Source organism: Oceanobacillus neutriphilus (genome assembly GCF_014645515.1).
Lineage (GTDB): Bacteria > Bacillota > Bacilli > Bacillales > Amphibacillaceae > Oceanobacillus > Oceanobacillus neutriphilus.
In genome coordinates this window covers 61,213-81,649 of record NZ_BMLW01000012.1, presented here as the reverse complement: position 1 = coordinate 81,649, position 20,437 = coordinate 61,213, and the positions used below count along the sequence as shown (strand labels likewise).

Genomic DNA, 20,437 nt, shown 5'->3' with positions numbered 1-20,437 from the left:
AAAATGGATGCTTTAAGTAATTTATGGACACTGATTCAGTATCTTATTCTTGGTGTTGTTCAGGGCGTTACCGAGCCAATTCCGGTATCCTCCAGCGGGCACTTAATCATTGTCAGAGAACTGTTCAATATTGAGGCTAGAGGGCTTTCTTTTGAAATCTTTGTAAACTTCGCTTCCCTTTTGGCGGTTATGCTGATTTACCGCGAAGATATTGTACGTCTAATTGTTAATACGTGGAAGTTCTTATTTAAAGGGGATAAAACCGTAAAAAGCGACTTTATGTTTGTTGTTTATCTCGTTATTGCCACCATACCGGTAGGAGTTATCGGCGTATTATTTGGTGATGCACTGGGCGAGGCATTGAGCGGTACAAACGTAGTTGGAATCACATTATTAATTACAGCACTTTCTCTCTGGGTTATCCGGAATCTGCGTGGACGTAAACAGGATGGTGATTTATCAACAAAAGATGCCATTATTGTCGGACTCGTTCAATCTATTGCTGTAACACCGGGAATAAGCAGATCTGGAGCAACTATTGTAGCATCCATGCTTGTTGGAATGAAGAAGGAAACAGCTTTACGATTTTCTTTCCTGCTTTATATTCCGGTAAGCCTTGGAACTGGTATTCTTGAAATTCCTGAAATCGCCAAAGACCCGTCGATGAGTTATTTATGGGCACCTTACCTGGTAGCATTTATTGCTGCTTTTATAGCCACCTATTTTGCTCTAAAATGGTTTATGAATATTATGCGCCATGGAAAACTGGAGTATTTTGCATACTACTGTGTGGCCGTTGGTATCCTGGTATTGATTTTCTTATAATACTTAATAAACGAAGGCATCCGCATGAAAAATTAAAAATTGCGGATGCCTTCGTTATATTTTGCAGCAATAAAACAGCTTCTTTTTTGTCAATCCGGAATTCCTAAGGCAATTTTCGCATAACGGGACATGTTCTCTTTACCCCAAGGCGGATTCCAAACAATATTTACTTTTGTTTCTTTTACTTCTGGAATGTCTGATAAAGCATGCTTGATATCTGCTTCAATATGCGCAGATAACGGGCAGCCCATTGCAGTCAATGTCATCGTAACTACACATAAACCCTCATCTTCCAAATCCACATCATATATTAAACCGAGATTGACAATATCAATACCTAGTTCTGGATCAATAACATTCTCTAATGCACCCATTAGATTCTCTTTCATTGCTTCATCCATATGTCATCCTCCTTTCCCTATTGCTATTAAACCATAATTTCAGTACGTGTTCAAAAAGTATGCTAATGCTGTTTTCTTCCGAGGAAAGTGACTTCCTGGAATCGGGGCTGGGAATACGATTATTCGCCCCATTGAAAACCGCCGCAGCGAACCTATCCTTAGCAAGAACATCTGTGTTTTAAAGATTAAGTAGTTTTCTTGGCTTTTCTTAAAGTTAATAGAATCATTTCACATTAAATACCTTTCAAACCAGTCTGCTGCATGCTGCATTGCCGGGATACTTACCTTATGCTCTCTGTCCTTTTCCCCAATAAATTGAAGATGATCTGCATTTTTATATAACGGTTTTACAGTTTGATAAAAGGAGCTGGAATGCTCAAATGGAACTACCTTATCCTTTTCACCATGCCAGAACATTAATGGCCGCTCATGAAGAGATTCCATGTGGAAAGATAAATCAATTTCAGCCAGCTGTTTAAATAAATCATCTAATTCTTCTTTTGTAAATGGAGACTGGCCATTCTTCTCAACATAATACAGTAATTGTTTAGCGTATTCTTGTAATTTAGGTGTCCCCATCATCACAGCTGCTGTATTCACCCATGGATATTTTACGAGTGCAGCGCTTGTAGTGATACCTCCCATGCTAGTTCCGGCCACTCCGAGTCTATTTTCCTTTAAAAACTTATTTTTCATTAAGTATTGGCGAATGATATCCAGTTCACTAATATTTTTTAGTACAATTTCAAAGAAAGCCAATTGCCGTTCATTATCAGATAATCCGCTGCTTCTCTCGCCATGATGAAGTGCATCTGGCAAAAGCACACGAAAACCCTTCTCTGCAAGCATATAAGCTATCGGCAGATTCTGTTCTTTAGCACTAGTAAAACCATGAAAATAAACGACGACCGGTCGCTCTTCTCCCACAAACTTCTGATCAATAACATGTAAACAAGATATCTCCCCGATTGGTTCCCGATAAATTCCTATCATCTTTGACACGCTTCCTTTCACTTATCAACATACTACTTCTATTGTAAAGTTTTTGTAATATCTTTCGCAAATAAAGCAGCTTTTATTTAACTTTTCTTTACTTTACATATTTTCAAATCATGGTAACATAAAGTGAAACTCCATTCATTGGGGATTCTTTTCATCCCCTAATGAATGACGTAAGGAACAAAGGCTAAGTTCGCGACGTCGTGTCGCACCGCCTTTGTGACCTACATCCTGTAGGCCCGAACGAATCGGGCCGTTACTGGCTGCTAGATCTCCCGCTAAGAATTTTCATTCCTTCTCTATTCTTGAAGCGGGGAGTCATACAGCCAGTTACACTGCGGTCAAATCATAATGAGAGGTGACAGAATGGAAAATAAAAACAGACACTTAATCGCACTCGATTTAGACGGTACGTTATTGACAGATGATAAGAAGATAAGTGTAAGAAATAAACAGGCTGTATTTCAAGCGATAGAAGCCGGCCACATTGTTGTAATTGCCACAGGAAGACCCGGCCGCGCCAGTATTCAGTACTATCAGGAACTCCAATTAAAAACGCCCATGGTAAATTTCAATGGAGCGCTTGTACACCATCCTTTGGATACCAGCTGGAAAGGTATTCACACACCGATGCCCCTGACCACTGCCCATCGGATTATTGACATTTCCAACGCTATCGAAGTAAAAAATATATTAGCAGAAGTACAGGACCAGGTTTATTTAGACCAATACAGTGAAGATATTATGACTATCTTTAAAGGCTTTCCTGAGGAATCTCCTTATATTATTGGGGACATTAAATCAAAATTACAACATGATCCTACGTCTGTTCTAATTCATCCGGATGTTTCACAGGTAGAAGAGCTGAGGGATCATTTAAATGATTACCATGCCGAAGTCATTGAGCACCGTAAATGGGGAGCACCATGGAATATCATTGAAATCATCAAAAAAGGAATGAATAAAGCGGTTGGCCTCAAGCGTATTGCTGATGAATATAATATCTCCCGGGAAAATATTATTGCTTTTGGTGATGAGGATAATGATTTAGAGATGATAGATTACGCAGGCGTCGGGGTTTCGATGGGAAACGCCATTGATGAACTCGTCTCTGTTTCCAAGCATCAAACCTTAACCAATGAAGAAGATGGCATCAGCGTATTTTTAGAGAAATATTTAAATCTTGAAAAAACGAAAAGCGGAGAGCGCCCGTTTAAAAACGTAGAGATTGGAGCGGCACAACTGAGATAAAGGAAACATGCCCCTTTAGGGGTATGTCGACGTTAGGCTTCAGCCTGCTTTTAGTCGACCTTCCTTTACTTTAAACCGATGTTGACTTTCACCCCAGGGCATAAGTGCGGCGGTTTTGATGGGGCGAGTAATCGCAGTCCCAACTTTAGCTCTGTCTACGCCTGACGGCTTGCCAATCACTAAGTCTTCTTTATCGTAGGGTGTGACGTGAAATCTCTAAAGTTTGGCGCTCGGAGCTAGATAATTATATCTTTAGCATAAGAATATATCAATGAAAAAAATTATTATATAATCATTTTTTATAAGGAAGGCTGCCATTCAAAATATAGGCAGCCTTCCTTTCTTTATCTCTTATGGATTTTCTGTTAATATGAACTTATGAACAATTACATGAGGAGGTACTCACATGGCAGTACATATTTCCCCCACACCGAATCCAAACGCAATGAAATATACATCGGATAAGGTTATTTTTTCTGGGACAAGCAGTATTTCTGTTATGCCCGGCGATGTCAGTGAACATGAAATATTAAATGAATTAATGAAACTTGAAGACGTTGATAATGTATTTGGTTATCAAAATTTTATTACAGTTAACAAACATTTCGACGCGGACTGGGAAAATATTAACCCAAAGGTAGAAGAATTATTTGTGAAATTTGGTTATTAAAAAGAGGCCGGGAACTATCCTGCCTCTTCTTTTTTTACTCATTAATTTTAAGCTGCAAGTTGTTGTTTACTGAAAGAAAGCCCAATTGATCTACAATTTCTAAAGGATTGTCTAATCATTTGGGCTCCTTATCTCAAGCAAATATGTATTCTATAGACTACTGTTCTGTATCTATTGGTACAAAGTTTGCGTTAATTTCTTTATTATCTTTATTTTTTCCATACATAATAACAATTGGCGGCTCCTCATGCTCTAATATATCACCTGAAAAAGTCTCCATGATTCCAAAGCTTCGAAAGGCCTCTGGATCCTCTCCTTCAAGCCTGACACTTTCTTCCTCTTGAATAACTTCTCCATCCTGCTCAATTCTATAGAAAAAAACATCTGCCGAAGTCTTCACCTGACCAATAATATGGAATTGTTCCCCTTCTGCTGTAACATCAATTTCCTGAAATGTCACTGCATCCGTTGTCTGATTCTCTGTTTCAACACTGTCTTCAGGACCAGCCGGTTCGATAACTTCCTCTTCTCTATTCCCACAGCCTGCTAACAGCACCGCCGCGGCAATAACAACATACCAACGTTTCATACCATACACACCTTTTTAATCTTTTCTAAAGAACCCATAAATTCCGGCAGTTTCTACAATGTTTGTAAATGCCTCCGGATCTACTTCATTAATTATTCTTTCTAAATCATACAATTCATATCTTGTAATAACAAGGTACATAAGACTTTTATCTGTTTTTGTATATGCTCCCTTTGCAGGTAAAATCGTAATTCCTCTTATCATCTTATCGTGTATAGCTTTCTGAAGCTCATCTGTTTTCTTTGTAACAATCATCGCCGTAACCTTCTCATAACGGGTATGAATTGTATCAATGACACGGGTGGTTACATAAAGAGTCAGCATCGTGTACAAAGCATTTTCAGGCTCGTACATTATACCGGCTATAATAATAATTAAGGAATTCATAATTAAAAAATAGGTTCCGATCGGTTTATCTTTCAGACGGGATAATATCATTGCAACAATGTCCATGCCACCGGTAGAAGCTCCGGCTTTTAATGTTATACCAACACCAATACCTGCAATAACGCCGCCAAAAACAGCGTTTAATATAATATCATTAGAAATAGAAACCAGCGGCAATATTTCTAAAAACAAAGTTGAGAAAAATACGGATATAACACTATAAATCGTAAATCCCTTTCCAACCTTTATCCAGCCTAAAATAAGAACCGGTATATTTAAAAGGGCCAGTAAAACACCTGTGGACAGGCTAACGCCTAAGAAATCATTAAAAATACTGGATAATAGCTGGGCTGCTCCTGTAAATCCACTTGCATAAACATTTGCCCCAATAAGGAAAAAGTTTAAAGAAATAGCATTTAATAATGCACCGACTATAACAATAATTATCCTTTTTGCTTCAATATAAAACACAAAACAGCCTCCTTTATTAAATTTTTTGACTAAACATTCAATTAAACGTAAACTTGATATACAAAACACATTTTAGAGAAATGGATGTGATTAAAATGTCAATCACCATTCTAGCTGACAGCGCATGCGATTTATCCGAACATTATTATAACGAATATAATATTGAAATGATACCATTAACTGTTCATCTAAACGAAAAAGACTACCGGGACAGTATCGATATTAGTCCCAAGACAATCTATGATGCTATGCGGGAAGGCCAGACTCCAAAAACATCCCAGGCATCTGTCAATCAGTTTAAAGAAATTTTTACTTCCTATGCTAAAGCCGAAAAACCTTTGCTTTATATCGCCTTTTCATCAGAATTATCAGGAACCTACCAAGCTGCAAAGATTGTTGAACAAGAAATCAAAGAAGACTACCCAGAAGCACAGCTACATATTATTGATTCCAAATGTGCATCACTGGGACTTGGCTTAGTAGTATTAGAAGCTGCAAAAATGGCCCGGCAGAATATCTCTTTTGATGAACTTATTGCGCAAACTGATAAAAATGCTGGACGTATGGAGCATATATTTACTGTAGATAATTTAGAGTATTTATATCGCGGCGGACGTGTGAGCAAGACCGCGGCATTAGTCGGCGGCTTATTAAATATCAAGCCCCTTCTGCATGTTGAAGGTGGAAAACTCATTCCTTTAGAAAAAATTCGCGGAACGAAGAAAGTACTTAAGCGAATGATTGAGGTAATGGACAAGCGAGGCAATAACTTAGAAAACCAAATCATCGGAATCAGCCATGGTGATGACCTGCCTCGTGCACAGGAGCTTTCAAAATTGATACAGGACAAGTTTAGTGTAAAAGGAGAAAATATCATTATTGAAATGGTTGGATCTGTGATTGGTGCACATTCTGGTCCAGGAACCCTGGCCTTATTCTTCTGCAATAAGTAATAATATATTCTTGCTTGTACATCATATATTGGATGAAAAAATAGATTTGACGATAAAATAGCGTCAAATCTATTTTTTCATTTACTTTTTTAAACAGTATTTTTATTGAAAACGAATTAAGAAGTATTTTTTCTTTCCTCTGCGAATAACTGTGAAGGCATCTCCTAATCGATCCGGTTCATCTACAGTGTAATCCAACTCCTGTACACGATCTCCATTAATGTAGATAGCTCCGTTTTTAACATCTTCTCTTGCCTGCCGCTTGGATGAAGAAATAGAAGCATTCACTAATAAGTCAATCAGACCAACCGGCTCCTTCAAAACATCGTGATTAGGAACATCCTTAAACGCCTGTTCTACTTCTGCAACATTCAGCTGCTTTATATCTCCGCTGAATAATGCTTCAGAAATTCTTTGAGCCTGAACCAGCGCAGCTTCATCATGTATACTCTTAGTCATTTCCTCAGCCAGACGCCGCTGAGCAACACGTTTTTCCGGCTGACTTTCCACCTCTTTTTCCAATTCCGCAATTTCTTTATCAGTCAGGAAGGTAAAGTATTTAATAAAACGGATAACATCACGGTCATCTACATTAATCCAAAACTGGTAAAATTCATATGGTGATGTTTTTTCAGGGTCCAGCCAAATTGCATTGCCAGCAGTTTTCCCAAATTTCACTCCATCTGCGGTTGTAATAAGAGGTACTGTTAAACCATATACTTCTGCTGTTTCACCTTGATTTTCTCTGGAGCGGCGGATAAGCTCCAGTCCGGCAGTAATATTACCCCATTGATCACTTCCGCCAATTTGCAGTGTACAATTTTCTTCTTCATACAGTCTTAAAAAGTCTAAAGACTGCAGAATCATGTAACTGAACTCAGTAAACGTAATACCTTGTGCAAGCCTTGCTGAAACGGAATCCTTTGACAGCATGTAATTGATGCCAAAATGCTTCCCTGCCCCACGAAGAAAATCAATGATTGTCATATTTCCTAACCAGTCATGGTTATTACGGGAAATAACCTGATTGTCATTTGATTTATCATCCATATCAACTATTTTAGCAATTTGATTTTGAATACTTTCTGTAAATCCAAAAACAACCTCTTCCGTATTCAAGCTGCGTTCACTTGACCGTCCGCTTGGATCCCCGATCATCCCTGTCCCGCCACCGACTAAAGCAATCGGTTTATGTCCTGCCCGCTGAAATCTGCGCAGCATCGTTAAAGGAACCAGGTGGCCAATATGCAGGCTGTCTGCTGTCGGGTCAAATCCACAGTATAGTGTTACCTGATTATTTTCGAGATGCTTTTGTAATCCGTCCCGATCAGTAACTTGATTAATTAATCCTCTGTTTTCTAAGTCTTGTAAAATGTTCATGATTCTTCCTCCTTGATTTTTTGTTTCACCTGCAACTCCTGCTGTTAAATCCACTTTTTAAAGAGAGAAAATAAAAAAACCCGTCTCCTCTCATAAAAGAAAGGGACGAGTTGGATTCGCGGTACCACCCTTGTTGCTGTATTATACAGCCACTTAAGGTTTGTTAACGATGTTTTACACCGTTCTTCTTATCGACAAACAGCCAGTAAGAAGAAATGCTCCAGATTGTAATTCGCATGTGAATGTATGCTGACTTGCACCAACCGTCAGTTCTCTGATACAGGGATTCACAACGCTACTCCGATCCTTCAATGCTTCATAATTTATATGATACTATTCATAGCATAAATAACATTTCTATGCAACTATTTCTTATCGTCTTACTACCAAACTCCATTTTCTCTATGTTATAATAAATGTAGAATTAGGAGGTCTAATGTAGATTATGAAAGAAAACCTGCAACGTTTTTTTAATACTATAAAGAACTGGTGGAAAAAAGGTATTCTCCAGCAGGCATCAAGAATTACATATGACGTTGTTTGGAATATTGTATTATTTGTCATGATTATTGGTGTCATCGGCGGGATTTTCGTCGGTGGAATCGGACTTGGATACTTTGCATCACTGGTCCATGATGAACCGCTGAGAAGTGAAGCATCGATGGCAGAGGATATTTACAATTATTCTGAGACGTCCAGTATTTATTTTGCAAATGATGTTTACTTAGGAGATATCAGAAGTGATTTATATCGTGAAGAAGTAAAGCTTGAAAATATCTCGCCCACATTGGTTGATGCTGTTATTGCAACAGAGGATGAGTATTTTCCCGAGCATGAGGGTGTTGTGCCAAAAGCTATCTTAAGAGCAACGGCGCAGGAATTTCTAAACTCCTCTGTACAGACAGGAGGAAGTACACTCACGCAGCAGCTTATTAAGAATCAAATTTTGACGGATGAAGTATCATTTGATCGAAAGGCCAAGGAAATATTATTAGCAATGCGGCTGGAAAATTATTTTACAAAAGATGAAATCATAGAAGCTTATTTAAATATTATCCCTTATGGAAGAAATTCATCCGGTCGTAATATTGCAGGTATACAAACTGCATCCAAAGGTATTTTTGGTGTCGATGCTTCCGAGCTGACTCTTCCGCAGGCAGCTTACCTGGCAGGTCTTCCACAGGGTCCTTCCTCTTACACACCTTTTACAGCTGAAGGTGAACTGAAATCAGAGGAAGATTTACAGCCTGGGATTAATCGTATGAAAACGGTACTAAACCGTATGCAGGATATGGACTATATAACAGATGAAGAACTGGAAGAAGCTGCAAATTATGATATTGCCGGTGATTTTATTGATTCCGTCCCTTCTTCCACAGATCGATATCCTTACGTCACATATGAAGTGGAAAAACGGGCGAAGGAAATTATTAGGGGATTATTGATGGAAGAAGATGGAGTTACAGAGGAAGATCTGGCAGAAGATGATGATTTAAGGAAAGAGTACGCAGAGCGCACAGAAAAAGAAATGCGTGACGGAGGTTATCAAATTCATACAACGATTAACAAGGAAATGTATGATGCCATGGAAGAAGTCGCAAAAAATTATTCTGACTACGGTTATGCCCAAACCTACACTGCTACAAACAGTGATGGAGAAGAATATGAAGTGACACAGCCAATCCAGGCTGGAGCTATCATGGTTGAAAATAATTCCGGTAAAATTCTTTCTTTTGTAGGCGGACGCGGTTTTGATGAAGAACATCAGGTGAATTTTGCTACTGATACAAAACGTTCCATCGGCAGTACTATTAAGCCTTTACTTGACTATGCACCAGCGATGGAGGAAGGCATTATTCAACCGGCCACTTCTATAGCTGACTATCCGCGATCATTTGCGAATGGTACCTATGATTTAAAAAACTATGGAGGCGGCAATTATGGGCTTGTTTCTGCCCGTACTGCGCTTACTAACTCATATAATATTCCTGCCGTAGATACTTATATGAAAATTATTGATAAAGACCCTGCTGCGGAATATTTAGAAAAGATGGGAATCACTTCGTTAACAGAAGGAGATCATGTCCAGCCCTCTCTATCTATTGGAGCTATGGATCATGGTATATCTGTAGAAGAAAACGTCAATGCCTTTTCCACATTTGGCAATAACGGAAAATTTGCGGATGCTTATATGATCGATAAAATTACCAATGCTGAGGGCGATGTCCTTTACGAGCATAAAACAGAGCCTGTGGATGTATTTTCTCCACAAACGACTTATTTGACTGTAGATATGATGCGTGATGTTATTAATAATGGAACAGCTCGTTATATTAATTCCCAGCTTCAAAATACAAATGTTGACTGGGCCGGAAAAACCGGAACATCTCAAGACTATCACGATGCCTGGTTTGTTGCGACAAACCCAAATGTCACATTCGGTACCTGGATAGGCTATGAAAAACCGGCATCAATTGATCATCCTTATCATCTCACATACAGTCAGCGTAATATGAAGCTGTGGACAGAATTAATTAATGCTTCAGCTAAAGTCGATCCGGTTTTAGTGACACCAGAGAAGCGATTTGAACGGCCGGACGGTATCGTGGAACGAAGCTACTGTGCAGTATCAGGGAAGCTTCCGTCTGATTTATGTGAAGAAGTAGGACTTGTAAAAACAGATTTATTTGACTCCCGCTACGTACCAACCGAGAAAGATAACAGTTTAACAAAAGGCAGCAGACTTGTTCCTAAATCAGGCGATGATGGAAGCTCATTGAGTAAAGGAAATGGAATTATGTTTAACCCTGACTGGCTGAGAGAAGAAGGCTATGATAATATGAGCGACTTTTCAATGCTCTATCCAAGAACCGAAACTGATAAATGGTTGAAAATAGGTATTCCGGCCAGCATGTCCTCATCCAGCTCAAACGATGAGGACGATTAACAAAACTATATTTCAAGTAAAACTTCAAGCTATCAAGTGATTCTTTGACAGCTTGAAGTTTTTTTGTAATCCATTTCCTGTAATTATCAAAAAATACTAAAAAAAAGTAACTGTTTTCTGTATAATAGATAGTAAGAGCATTTTGTATTTCGTAAAGGTGGTGAATGAATGAAACATACAAAGGAATTTGATTCAATCCTTTTAGAAACAGATGCAGGAGCGCTAACAATTGAAGGGCCTGTTTCACGCTCACAGCTGGAGCAATATCATTTTCATGAGGAATTAACTGCATTTCGTCCTGCTGATAAGCAATTTGAAGCTCTCTTAGACATTTCTGAATTAAAAGAAGCACGAATTTTAATCGCCCGGACCACGGATACGATTATTGGTTATGTGACTTATTTGCACCCTGACCCGTTAGAACGATGGTCTAAATTTCAAATGGAGGATTTAATTGAGCTGGGGGCAATTGAAATTATTCGCAAATATCGTGGCGGCGGTGTCGGATCTACACTGCTCCGTCAATCTATGCAGGATCCGTATATGGAAAATTATATTGTTATTTCAACAGAATATTATTGGCATTGGGACCTTGATTACAGTCAATTAAGTATCTGGGATTACCGTAAAGTAATGGAAAAGATGATGGCTGCAGGAGGGCTGCTTCCTGCCCCTACAGACGAGCCTGAGATCAACTCTCACCCTGCTAACTGTTTAATGGTCCGAATAGGAAGCAATGTTCCACAGAAATCGATTGAGTTATTTGATAAAATGCGTTTTTTAGGAGCACATCATTATTAAAAGAGATATAACTGAAGGGGGATTTTACCATGCTGGTTGAAGAATTAATGAACAGAAATATGATAACGCTTCCACCAACAGCAACTATTAATGAAGCTCTGCAGCTGCTGGAAAAACATAAAATTAGGCACATTACTATTGTTGATGACGATATGGAGATTCTTGGCATCGTTTCTGATCGTGATGTCAGAGATGCAAGTCCATCTACATTTTTGGATACAAGTGATTTTCACATTCTCAACAAAGAAATCCAGACCATTATGACAAGCCCGGTCATCACCATTCACCCAATGGATTTTGTGGAAGAAATTGCTTATATTTTCTATGATAAAGAGATTGCCTGTCTGCCGGTTGTCAGCCGAAATAAGCTTGTTGGCGTTGTGACAGAAAAAGATATGCTTTATAAATTAATCCAGCTAACCGGAACGCATGAACAAAGCTCTCTCATCGAAGTCAAAGTACCTGATAAACCCGGTGAGCTTCCAAGAGTTGCGGCTGTTTTTGGAAATCATAATGTAAATATTGTTTCTGTATTGCTCTATCCTTATAAAGATCCAGACTATAAAATACTTGTCTTTCGTGTCAAAACATTAAATCCTATGCCTATTATTAATGATCTCCGGGAAGCTGGTTATACACTGCTCTGGCCAAATAATATTATGGAGCCGAAAAAATGACAAAGAAGGCCGGTTTTATCTACACTCCAGATTTTTTAAATTATCAATTCTCAGCAGACCATCCTTTTAATCATAAAAGGGTCCTGCTTACCAAAGAATTGCTGGAGGAACAAACCACATTAATAACGGAGGATTTAATTACGCCGCGTATTGCTGCAGATGAAGAGATTGCACTTTTTCATGATGCGTCTTATATCGAAGCAGTGAAAAGAGCCGGAAATGGAGACTTAAAAGAAGACCGGGCACAGGAATATGGCTTAGGAACAGAGGATACACCCATTTTTTCAAATATGCATCAGGCTTCCGCCCAATTAGTCGGAGGCACTCTCACAGCTGTTGATAAAATTTTAAATGGAGATTATAAAAAAATAGCCAATATTGGCGGCGGACTGCATCACGGGTTCCAGCGGAAAGCTTCCGGATTCTGTATTTATAATGATTGTGCGATTGCTATTAAATATTTACGTAAACAGGATGATCTAAAAGTCCTTTATGTTGATACAGATGCTCATCATGGTGACGGCGTACAGTCGGGCTTTTATGATGATCCAAATGTATGCACCTTTTCGATCCATGAAACTGGACGCTATCTTTTTCCCGGTACGGGCAATGTAAGTGAAAGAGGGATAAAAAGTGGACATGGCTACAGCTTTAATTTACCTATCGACGCATTTACAGAGGACGAGTCTTTCTTAGAATTATATGAAACAGCTTTACGTAAAATTGCTGCATTCTTTAAACCGGATATTATTGTGACGCAAAACGGTGCTGACAGCCACTGTCTCGATCCTTTAACACATCTTTGCGGAACCATGAAGTCATTTGAAAAAATACCTGTCATTGCCGCAGAAATCGCTGATACGTATTGCGATGGAAGATGGTTAGCTGTCGGCGGCGGCGGTTATGATATGTGGCGTGTTGTTCCGCGTGCCTGGGGACAGGTGTGGAATGTGATGAAAACAGGTGCGCCCTGCAAAGGACCGTTACCCGAAACATGGCTTGAAAAATGGCAAAAAGAATCCCCTGCCCCCCTCCCAGTAAGCTGGCAGGATGGGGCTGATATTCAGCCGAATATCCCGAGAAAAGCGGAAATTACAGAGAAAAATAAATTATTGTTGGAAGACATGCTTAAATATACTGCTATTATTTAATAGTGTTAGTATTTATAATGCCAAGTATTATAGATTGCTTACTCAACTTTCGCACATTAAAAAGTAACTTCCTATCCATAGGAACAGGGATTGATCATTTCTTCCGTATATCCATTGACAAAGATAGAAGGTAAAGTGTAAAGCTTTAAAGCGACCGCTACGGCGGACCGTTTTGCTTTCCTAGGGGCACGCTCTTCAGCTAACTTTTGCCAAGAAGAGCACTTGGCAAAAGTGGATCTTCAGATGGTGCTTAATCCCTTAGGAGTCAAAACGGTCCGCCTCCGCTAGCAGGATGTTCTATGCTGAAATAACTGAACAGATAAAAGGTAGATCTGACAGAATAAATTTATCGTGTTGCATGGTAAACATGTTCAGCAATCCTTTTTTTTGGTGCATGAAAGCTATTCTCGATATGAATTATTCATGCTGTCATGATTTGAACTGCTAAAAACGATGATTTCATCTAACTTCATCAGGATATTATTTTCTTCCATGCGCTGTAGAATCCTATTAGAGCGCAGGCCAACCACGGAGACTCCTAAGTGGTTCGCAGGCTAAACCCGTGACTCCTGGGGCCTAAGATTACTCACCCCATCGAAAAGCGTTGTCACAACTCCTGCACTTGCACGTCCTTGTGCATCGCAGGACGAGCTGAAGATCCACTTGAAAAGCGGGTTTCTTTTCAAGTTAGCTGAAGCCGTCCCCATGGCAGACTAAGATCGCAACGTCCTGTTGCAACGTCTGCACTAGTACGTCCTGTACGTCGGAAAGCGGAGTGGTTGGCCGGAGCGGAAGCTATACACAATAACCTGTTCAAAAAATGAAAAGATGAGTCAACTAAAAGCAAGCATGTTAATAGAGACCATGCACATTCTGGAACAGCAAGGTATAGATGTTTATTCTCAGATTCAAAAGTTGAGCTACTTATAAAAAAGACAAAGCAGATTATCATCTAACTGCTTTGTCTTTTTTGAATACTTTATTTCGTAGAGTCTCTAAACTCCATACGATGCGGCAATACAACGTTCTTCTCTTCTACGTCTTCATCATTCATATACTTTGTCAGAAGTCTCATACCAACTGCTCCAATATCATACGTCGGCTGAACAACTGTAGTCAGCTTAGGACGGACCATACTTGCTAAGCGGATGTTATCAAATCCAAATACCTCGATGTCTTCAGGTACATTCAGTCCATTATCCTGTGCGCCGTGAATAACACCTAAAGCAATTTCATCATACATAACAAATACAGATGCAGGACGGTTCTCTAATTTTAAAAAGTGCTCCATTGCTTCTATCCCAGTAGAATAAGCATAAGAACCCTTATAAATGTAATCCTCATTCGGCTCCATACCAGATTCTTTCAATGCACGCAAATATCCATTTGTTTTTAATGTATTCACACTTGTATCTGCCTGGCTTCCTACTAAAGCGGGCAGCTGGTTTGTCTTCTCAATCAATGTTTTAGTAGCTTCATATGCAGCCAGCTCATAATCAATATTAACAGAAGGAATAGTGTCTGTCGGATCATACGTAGAAGCCAGTACAACCGGAACAGAGCTTGTCTGGAACTGGTGAATATGCTCTTCTGTTATATTCCCGCCCATGAATAGAATACCATCTACCTGTTTTTCAAGCATCGTGTTGATTAATTCTATTTCCTTGTCCTTATTTTGATCAGAGCTGCTTAAAATAATATTATACTTATACATCGTTGCAATATCCTCTATTCCACGAGCAAGCTCTGAAAAGAAAATATTAGATATATCAGGAATAATAGCACCAATTGTTGTTGTTTTCTTACTTGCAAGTCCACGAGCAACTGCGTTAGGACGGTATCCTAATTGTTCAATAGTTGCTAATACTTTCTTTCTTGTTGTTGGTTTTACATTTGGATTTCCATTGACAACCCGTGATACGGTTGCCATTGAAACATTTGCTTCTCTTGCTACATCATAAATTGTAACAGTCATATTTATCTACCTCCTAAAATTCACTTTATACAAGAACTAATGCTGCATCTATTTATATATCATACGCTACCATGAAAAAAATTACAAAGTTTTCATGAAAACAAAATGAAAATTTTCATAAACACGTTTAAATAAATGTCCAAAAAGTATCCAACGGTTTTCGATGGGAAGAGTAATCACAAATGTTTTTCGATGGGACGAGTAATCGCAGTCCCAGGCCCAGACCCCAAATTAGAAGCAAGAAGATCACGTCAACGCATTTCCACAGGATGTGGTGGCTTCTGCGTTACCCACACAACGTGGACGATTTTTAGTAGAAGGTCATTACCTCGCCGCTTATCATTTTGGATATCCTCTTAAATATAACATACCTTATTACTATTATATCCAAACTTAAACCTTTGAAAACCTTTTACATCATTTATAGATATACTTTTGTCTTATACAAAAAAAACTACCTCAAAAATTATACCATTAATTTTTGAGGTAGTCTTTATAATAGTCTTTATTATTTTTTCAAACGATTTTCAACATCTTTAATTTCTTTAAAGAATTGATCAAAAGTAGGGATATCCATTTGTTGTGCTGAGTCAGACAATGCAACTGCAGGGTCTGGGTGAACCTCAGCCATAACCCCATCTGCACCAACAGCGATTGCTGCTTTCGCTGTAGGCAATAATAAATCTCTCCGGCCAGTTGAATGCGTAACATCAACAAATACCGGTAAATGTGTTTCCTGTTTTAAAATAGGTACTGCAGAAATATCTAATGTATTACGTGTTGCTTTTTCGTATGTACGAATTCCGCGTTCACATAACATAATATTTCCGTTTCCTCTGGACATGATGTACTCTGCCGCATTGATGAATTCCTGAATCGTTGCTGATAATCCACGTTTTAACAGCACTGGCTTGCCAGCATCTCCTGCAGCCTTTAATAATTCGAAGTTCTGCATGTTTCTTGCACCAATTTGTACAACATCAATATAATCAACTGCCTGTTCTAGATCAGCAGGATTTACAATTTCACTAATAACAGCTAAATCATATTCATCTGCTACTTTTTTCAGAATCTCTAATCCTTCTATTCCTAGTCCTTGGAAATCATAAGGAGAGGTTCTTGGTTTAAACGCTCCGCCACGAAGCAGCTTTAATCCTTTTTCTTTTACAGAAGCAGCTACAGCAGCTACCTGCTCATATCCTTCTACTGCACAAGGACCGAATACATAGCTGATTCCGCCGGCTCCGACTTGTTCACCCTTCAGATCAACCACTGTATTTTCAGCCTGTTTTTTTCTGGATACTAAGAGTGCTTTGCTGTTATCTTCTTCCTGAAGCTCAAGACTAGCTTTAAAGATTTCTTTAAAAATATGTTCAAGTGTCGAGTCTTGAAAAGGACCACTATTATTATTTTTAATCTTATCTAGCATTTCACGCTCACGCACTGGATCAAAGCGTTTAATACTCTGCTTGGTTTTTAAATCACCAATCTCTTGATTAATACTTGCTCTCTTGTTAATCAATTCTAGTATTTCCAGATTAACCTTGTCCATTTGCTGTCTTAACTGCTCCATTTCATTACTCATTTTACACTCTCCTCAAATCTCTTAATCATTTAGAATAATTAGAGACCATTATAGCTAAGATTTTTCTATTTGTCACCACTTAATTAATGTAAAATTTTAATTCTTAAAGAAAGTCGAAAAAAAGAAGCCTCATTTTTTGGACATGTCTGGAAATAATGTAAAGAATGTTTCCGATTTCAATCGTATAAAAGTTGTTGTATGTTTTCCTTGTGAAACGATTGATCTGTACTATTATGCCTGGAAAATTTATAAAAAAACATTGACGGGTGGAATACCCGTCAATGTTTTTTTAAGTATTATGATTTCTTATTTACTTCTTTTTTCACTTCATTAGCTGCCTGCTTTGTTTCTTTTTTTACTTCTGCTGTTTTTTTAGAAACTGTTTCTTCAGCTTCTGCTTTTTTATCTGCAGTCTCTTTTTTTACATCTTCTATTTTATCTGATATTTCATCTTTTAAATCAGATGCTTTATCCTTTGCGTCATCCAGCTTATCTCCAGCAGTATCTTTTAAATCTTCTGCTTTGTCCTGAGCATCGTTTAGTTTGTCTTCTACTGTCTCTCTTAAATCCGCTGTTTTCTGTTTTACGTTTTCTGTAATCTCCTGAGATTTACTCGCAACTGTTTTTGATAAGTCTGATGTTACATCCACTGCTTTTTTCGTTAAATCAGAAGTTGCCGAGTATGCCTTGTCTTTTAATTCTGATCCTTTTTCTTGAGCTGTTCCAGCTAATTCAGTTGCACGATTTTTTACTTGGATTGCTCCATCATTAATATCCCCGCGCAGTTCTTTCCCTGATTTTGGTGCAAGTAATAAAGCTGTGGCAGCTCCTACAAAGCTCCCCACAAGCGTACCAATAATAAAATCCTTCGTGTTAATTTGATTGTCTGCCATCTTTATAACCTCCTGAGATTTAATTAGAATTTGTTTTGCGCTTATTCCAATATTCAAAGATCGAAGCGCCCCATTTAACTGCCTGCGCAGCTTTTTCCTGGTCCTCTTTTGAGTGCTTAGAAATAATATTAGATAATTGCTGTAATGACTTATTAAAGTCCTCTACTGTATCACCTATTCCCTTTGCTCCCTGAATTAAACCATCAAGTTGAGACGATTTATGAGTTAAATCATCTACCAGGCCTTTTGATTTCTCAACAACCTCTGTTGCTTCGCCGGCAACCCCTTTGACTTGATGATCAATCTTACCTAATGTTTTAAGAACTTCTTCCATCGTTTTTTTTGTGTTAACTAATAAAATGACCATATAAATCATTAAAATGAGCAAGGCAGCTACGGCAATCGCCAGTGCACTATAGAGGATAACTTCCATATACATATCACTCCTTTGTTCCTTATTCGTCTGCGCCGGTTAAAAGCTTTATAAGGGATAGTATGTACTCTTTAAAGAGGTCTGTCCAAACAGCAAGTATCATGCAATGGACAATACAAAATTTCCTGTTTTGCCAGAAATTAGATTATTTACCTCCTTTAAAGTAATCATGATAGATGCAGGGTCATTTTTAAAAAGCGGTATTACTTCAAACATACCAGCTTTCATATGCACCATAATTTATTCTTACCCCGCATTTTCTAAAAATAAACTACATTTCCACTTAAAAAGATTTAATCCTTATTCCTATTGTATCTTATTTTTCTGTTTAAATACAACATCAACCTGTTTACTGGCTGAAGTATAACATAAATATTATATCCTTTTAAGGAAGAGCCGTTGCTCTGGTCAGGAATACCATACACTTCATATTGCTATCCAATTAAAAATTTCCGTAAAAAAAGCAGCGAAATCCAGTTCACTGCTTTTTATATTATGCAAATGTCTCTTCGTAAGATTTTTGGAATTTTTGGATATCCCCTGCACCCATAAAAATTAACACGCTGTCTTTATATTCTTGTAAAACCTCTGTATGTTCTAAATTTAAAATATTACTCTCAGGAATAAGATTTTGTAAGTCTTCAATGGTTAATTGGCCGGATTGTTCACGCGCAGATCCAAAAATATCACATAGATACACTTTATCTGCCTGGTTCAGACTATCTGCAAACTCTTGCAGGAATGTTTTTGTCCGCGTAAATGTATGCGGCTGGAATATAGCAACCACTTGCTTTTGTGGATATTTTTTCCGCGCTGTTTCAATCGTTACCGCAATCTCTTTAGGATGATGCGCATAATCGTCCACTACAACCTGAGAACCAATTTCCTTCTCTGTAAAGCGGCGTTTAACCCCTTTAAATGTACTTATTTCTTTCATACATTCTACCGGGAGTCCTTCATAATGGCATATCGCTATGACAGCAAGCGAATTTAAAATAGTATGATTCCCAAATGTAGGAATAAAGAAGTGTTCATAGTAGGTGCTTCGAACAAATACATCGAATTCCGTACCATGTTCTGTTTCTACAACATTTTTTGCCTGGAAATCATTTGTTTCATTAAAACCATAATAAATAATCGGCACCTTCGTGTGTATACCCTGCAGTTCTTCATCATCACCGCAGGCAACAATTCCTTTTTTTACACGGTCCGCCATTGATTGAAAAGCATCAACAACATCCTCTAAACTTGTAAAATAGTCTGGATGATCAAAATCAATATTTGTCATAATCGCATAGTCCGGTTCATAGCTTAAAAAGTGCCTGCGGTATTCACATGCTTCAAAAGCAAAATATTTACTGTCAACATGTCCACGTCCTGTCCCATCACCGATTAAATAAGAAATAGGATAAGCACTCTCTAATACATGTGATAGCAACCCTGTCGTAGTGGTTTTCCCATGTGCACCTGTAACAGCAATACTTGTGTATTGTTTTAACCATTCTCCTAAAAATTCATGATACCAATAAAATTTGCAGCCTTGCTCTTTTGCTTCTTTTATTTCAACATGATCCTCCGGAAAAGCATTTCCAGCAATAATTGTATAATCTGATTTAATATTATCTTTTGAGAAAGAAAAGATAGGGATATTTTTTTCTTCTAAAGATACCTGTGTAAAGATACGGTTATCAATATCTGATCCCTGCACCTTTTCACCTGAATCATGAAGGATTTGTGCTAGTGCACTCATTCCTGTTCCTTTTATACCTATAAAATGGTAAGTTGTCATAAAACGAACCTCCAACGTTTTTTCATCTATTCATTTTCATGTAATTTTGTCTATAATTATTAGCATTTTTTTCCATAGTTTGACTAACTGCTGTCCCATTCAATGGATTATAACAAATAAATAACTTATTTTAAAGCAAAATTTTTTATTTCAAAGCTTTTTGAAAGCAAATTTAAGAAAACGGATGCCTATATCCCATTCTATACAGATAATGTATCATATGTGCTTTTGCCTCAAAATTTCTTGCGCTTCTTGAAAAG

The 20,437-nt window shown here is 38.1% G+C and carries 19 protein-coding genes and 1 other annotated feature; of the genes, 8 read left to right on the top strand and 11 right to left on the bottom strand.

The features are described from left to right. The first annotated feature begins 3 nt into the window (after positions 1–3). Positions 4–825, top strand: a complete 822-nt coding sequence (locus tag IEX29_RS18875) for an undecaprenyl-diphosphate phosphatase (RefSeq protein WP_188736195.1) — start codon at positions 4–6, stop codon at positions 823–825. Between the two features lie 89 nt (positions 826–914). Here the strand turns inward: IEX29_RS18875 and IEX29_RS18870 are convergent, their stop codons facing one another. Together IEX29_RS18870 and IEX29_RS18865 are read right to left on the bottom strand one after the other, a co-directional pair. Continuing rightward, entirely contained in the window at positions 915–1,226 is a 312-nt protein-coding gene (locus tag IEX29_RS18870) for a metal-sulfur cluster assembly factor (protein ID WP_188736193.1), read from the bottom strand. A gap of 228 nt (positions 1,227–1,454) precedes the next feature. Continuing rightward, positions 1,455–2,219 (bottom strand): alpha/beta fold hydrolase, encoded by a 765-nt coding sequence (locus IEX29_RS18865; protein ID WP_188736192.1) that lies wholly within the window; start codon positions 2,217–2,219, stop codon positions 1,455–1,457. Between the two features lie 372 nt (positions 2,220–2,591). On the opposite strand from IEX29_RS18865, the gene IEX29_RS18860 reads away from it, so the two are divergent. After that, positions 2,592–3,476: a Cof-type HAD-IIB family hydrolase gene (locus IEX29_RS18860; RefSeq protein ID WP_188736191.1), complete on the top strand. Its 885-nt coding sequence runs from the start codon at positions 2,592–2,594 to the stop codon at positions 3,474–3,476. 406 nt (positions 3,477–3,882) lie between these two features. Next, complete coding sequence (locus IEX29_RS18855; protein ID WP_188736189.1) at positions 3,883–4,146, top strand: NifU N-terminal domain-containing protein; 264 nt, start codon at positions 3,883–3,885, stop codon at positions 4,144–4,146. Between the two features lie 157 nt (positions 4,147–4,303). Here the strand turns inward: IEX29_RS18855 and IEX29_RS18850 are convergent, their stop codons facing one another. Both IEX29_RS18850 and IEX29_RS18845 read right to left on the bottom strand, forming a co-directional pair. Continuing rightward, entirely contained in the window at positions 4,304–4,735 is a 432-nt protein-coding gene (locus IEX29_RS18850; RefSeq protein ID WP_188736187.1) for a putative periplasmic lipoprotein, read from the bottom strand. Between the two features lie 15 nt (positions 4,736–4,750). Continuing rightward, complete coding sequence (locus tag IEX29_RS18845) at positions 4,751–5,593, bottom strand: YitT family protein (RefSeq protein ID WP_188736185.1); 843 nt, start codon at positions 5,591–5,593, stop codon at positions 4,751–4,753. A gap of 95 nt (positions 5,594–5,688) precedes the next feature. On the opposite strand from IEX29_RS18845, the gene fakB reads away from it, so the two are divergent. After that, a complete protein-coding gene (fakB, locus tag IEX29_RS18840; RefSeq protein ID WP_188736183.1) occupies positions 5,689–6,546 on the top strand; it encodes a DegV family protein in 858 nt (285 codons plus the stop codon). 102 nt (positions 6,547–6,648) lie between these two features. On the opposite strand, the gene tyrS is transcribed toward fakB, so the two are convergent. Further along, the gene (gene tyrS, locus IEX29_RS18835) at positions 6,649–7,926 is read right to left on the bottom strand and encodes a tyrosine--tRNA ligase (protein ID WP_188736181.1); all 1,278 of its coding nucleotides are present in this window, start codon (positions 7,924–7,926) and stop codon (positions 6,649–6,651) included. 98 nt (positions 7,927–8,024) lie between these two features. After that, positions 8,025–8,247: a binding site (T-box leader), on the bottom strand. Positions 8,248–8,371: 124 nt separating this feature from the next. Between tyrS and IEX29_RS18830 the strand changes: the two genes are divergently transcribed. The 4 genes from IEX29_RS18830 to IEX29_RS18815 all read left to right on the top strand — a co-directional run bounded on the left by IEX29_RS18830 (position 8,372) and on the right by IEX29_RS18815 (position 13,502). Then, on the top strand, positions 8,372–10,873 hold the full coding sequence (locus IEX29_RS18830; protein ID WP_188736179.1) for a transglycosylase domain-containing protein: 2,502 nt from the start codon (positions 8,372–8,374) through the stop codon (positions 10,871–10,873). Between the two features lie 168 nt (positions 10,874–11,041). Next, on the top strand, positions 11,042–11,674 hold the full coding sequence (locus IEX29_RS18825; RefSeq protein ID WP_188736177.1) for a GNAT family N-acetyltransferase: 633 nt from the start codon (positions 11,042–11,044) through the stop codon (positions 11,672–11,674). Positions 11,675–11,703: 29 nt separating this feature from the next. Further along, the gene (locus IEX29_RS18820; RefSeq protein ID WP_188736175.1) at positions 11,704–12,351 is read left to right on the top strand and encodes an acetoin utilization AcuB family protein; all 648 of its coding nucleotides are present in this window, start codon (positions 11,704–11,706) and stop codon (positions 12,349–12,351) included. Then, positions 12,348–13,502: an acetoin utilization protein AcuC gene (locus tag IEX29_RS18815; RefSeq protein WP_188736173.1), complete on the top strand. Its 1,155-nt coding sequence runs from the start codon at positions 12,348–12,350 to the stop codon at positions 13,500–13,502. The genes IEX29_RS18820 and IEX29_RS18815 overlap by 4 nt, the downstream gene beginning before the upstream one ends. 979 nt (positions 13,503–14,481) lie before the next feature. On the opposite strand, the gene ccpA is transcribed toward IEX29_RS18815, so the two are convergent. The 6 genes from ccpA to murC all read right to left on the bottom strand — a co-directional run bounded on the left by ccpA (position 14,482) and on the right by murC (position 20,177). Next, positions 14,482–15,477, bottom strand: a complete 996-nt coding sequence (gene ccpA, locus IEX29_RS18810; protein ID WP_188736171.1) for a catabolite control protein A — start codon at positions 15,475–15,477, stop codon at positions 14,482–14,484. Between the two features lie 508 nt (positions 15,478–15,985). Then, complete coding sequence (locus tag IEX29_RS18805; RefSeq protein WP_188736169.1) at positions 15,986–17,062, bottom strand: bifunctional 3-deoxy-7-phosphoheptulonate synthase/chorismate mutase; 1,077 nt, start codon at positions 17,060–17,062, stop codon at positions 15,986–15,988. Between the two features lie 296 nt (positions 17,063–17,358). Further along, positions 17,359–17,955: a YtxH domain-containing protein gene (locus tag IEX29_RS18800; protein WP_188736167.1), complete on the bottom strand. Its 597-nt coding sequence runs from the start codon at positions 17,953–17,955 to the stop codon at positions 17,359–17,361. A gap of 19 nt (positions 17,956–17,974) precedes the next feature. Further along, positions 17,975–18,388, bottom strand: a complete 414-nt coding sequence (locus IEX29_RS18795) for a DUF948 domain-containing protein (RefSeq protein WP_188736165.1) — start codon at positions 18,386–18,388, stop codon at positions 17,975–17,977. A gap of 99 nt (positions 18,389–18,487) precedes the next feature. Continuing rightward, on the bottom strand, positions 18,488–18,616 hold the full coding sequence (locus tag IEX29_RS27090; protein WP_268239095.1) for a hypothetical protein: 129 nt from the start codon (positions 18,614–18,616) through the stop codon (positions 18,488–18,490). Positions 18,617–18,881: 265 nt separating this feature from the next. Beyond that, positions 18,882–20,177: a UDP-N-acetylmuramate--L-alanine ligase gene (gene murC / locus IEX29_RS18790; RefSeq protein WP_188736164.1), complete on the bottom strand. Its 1,296-nt coding sequence runs from the start codon at positions 20,175–20,177 to the stop codon at positions 18,882–18,884. Positions 20,178–20,437 lie beyond the last annotated feature (260 nt).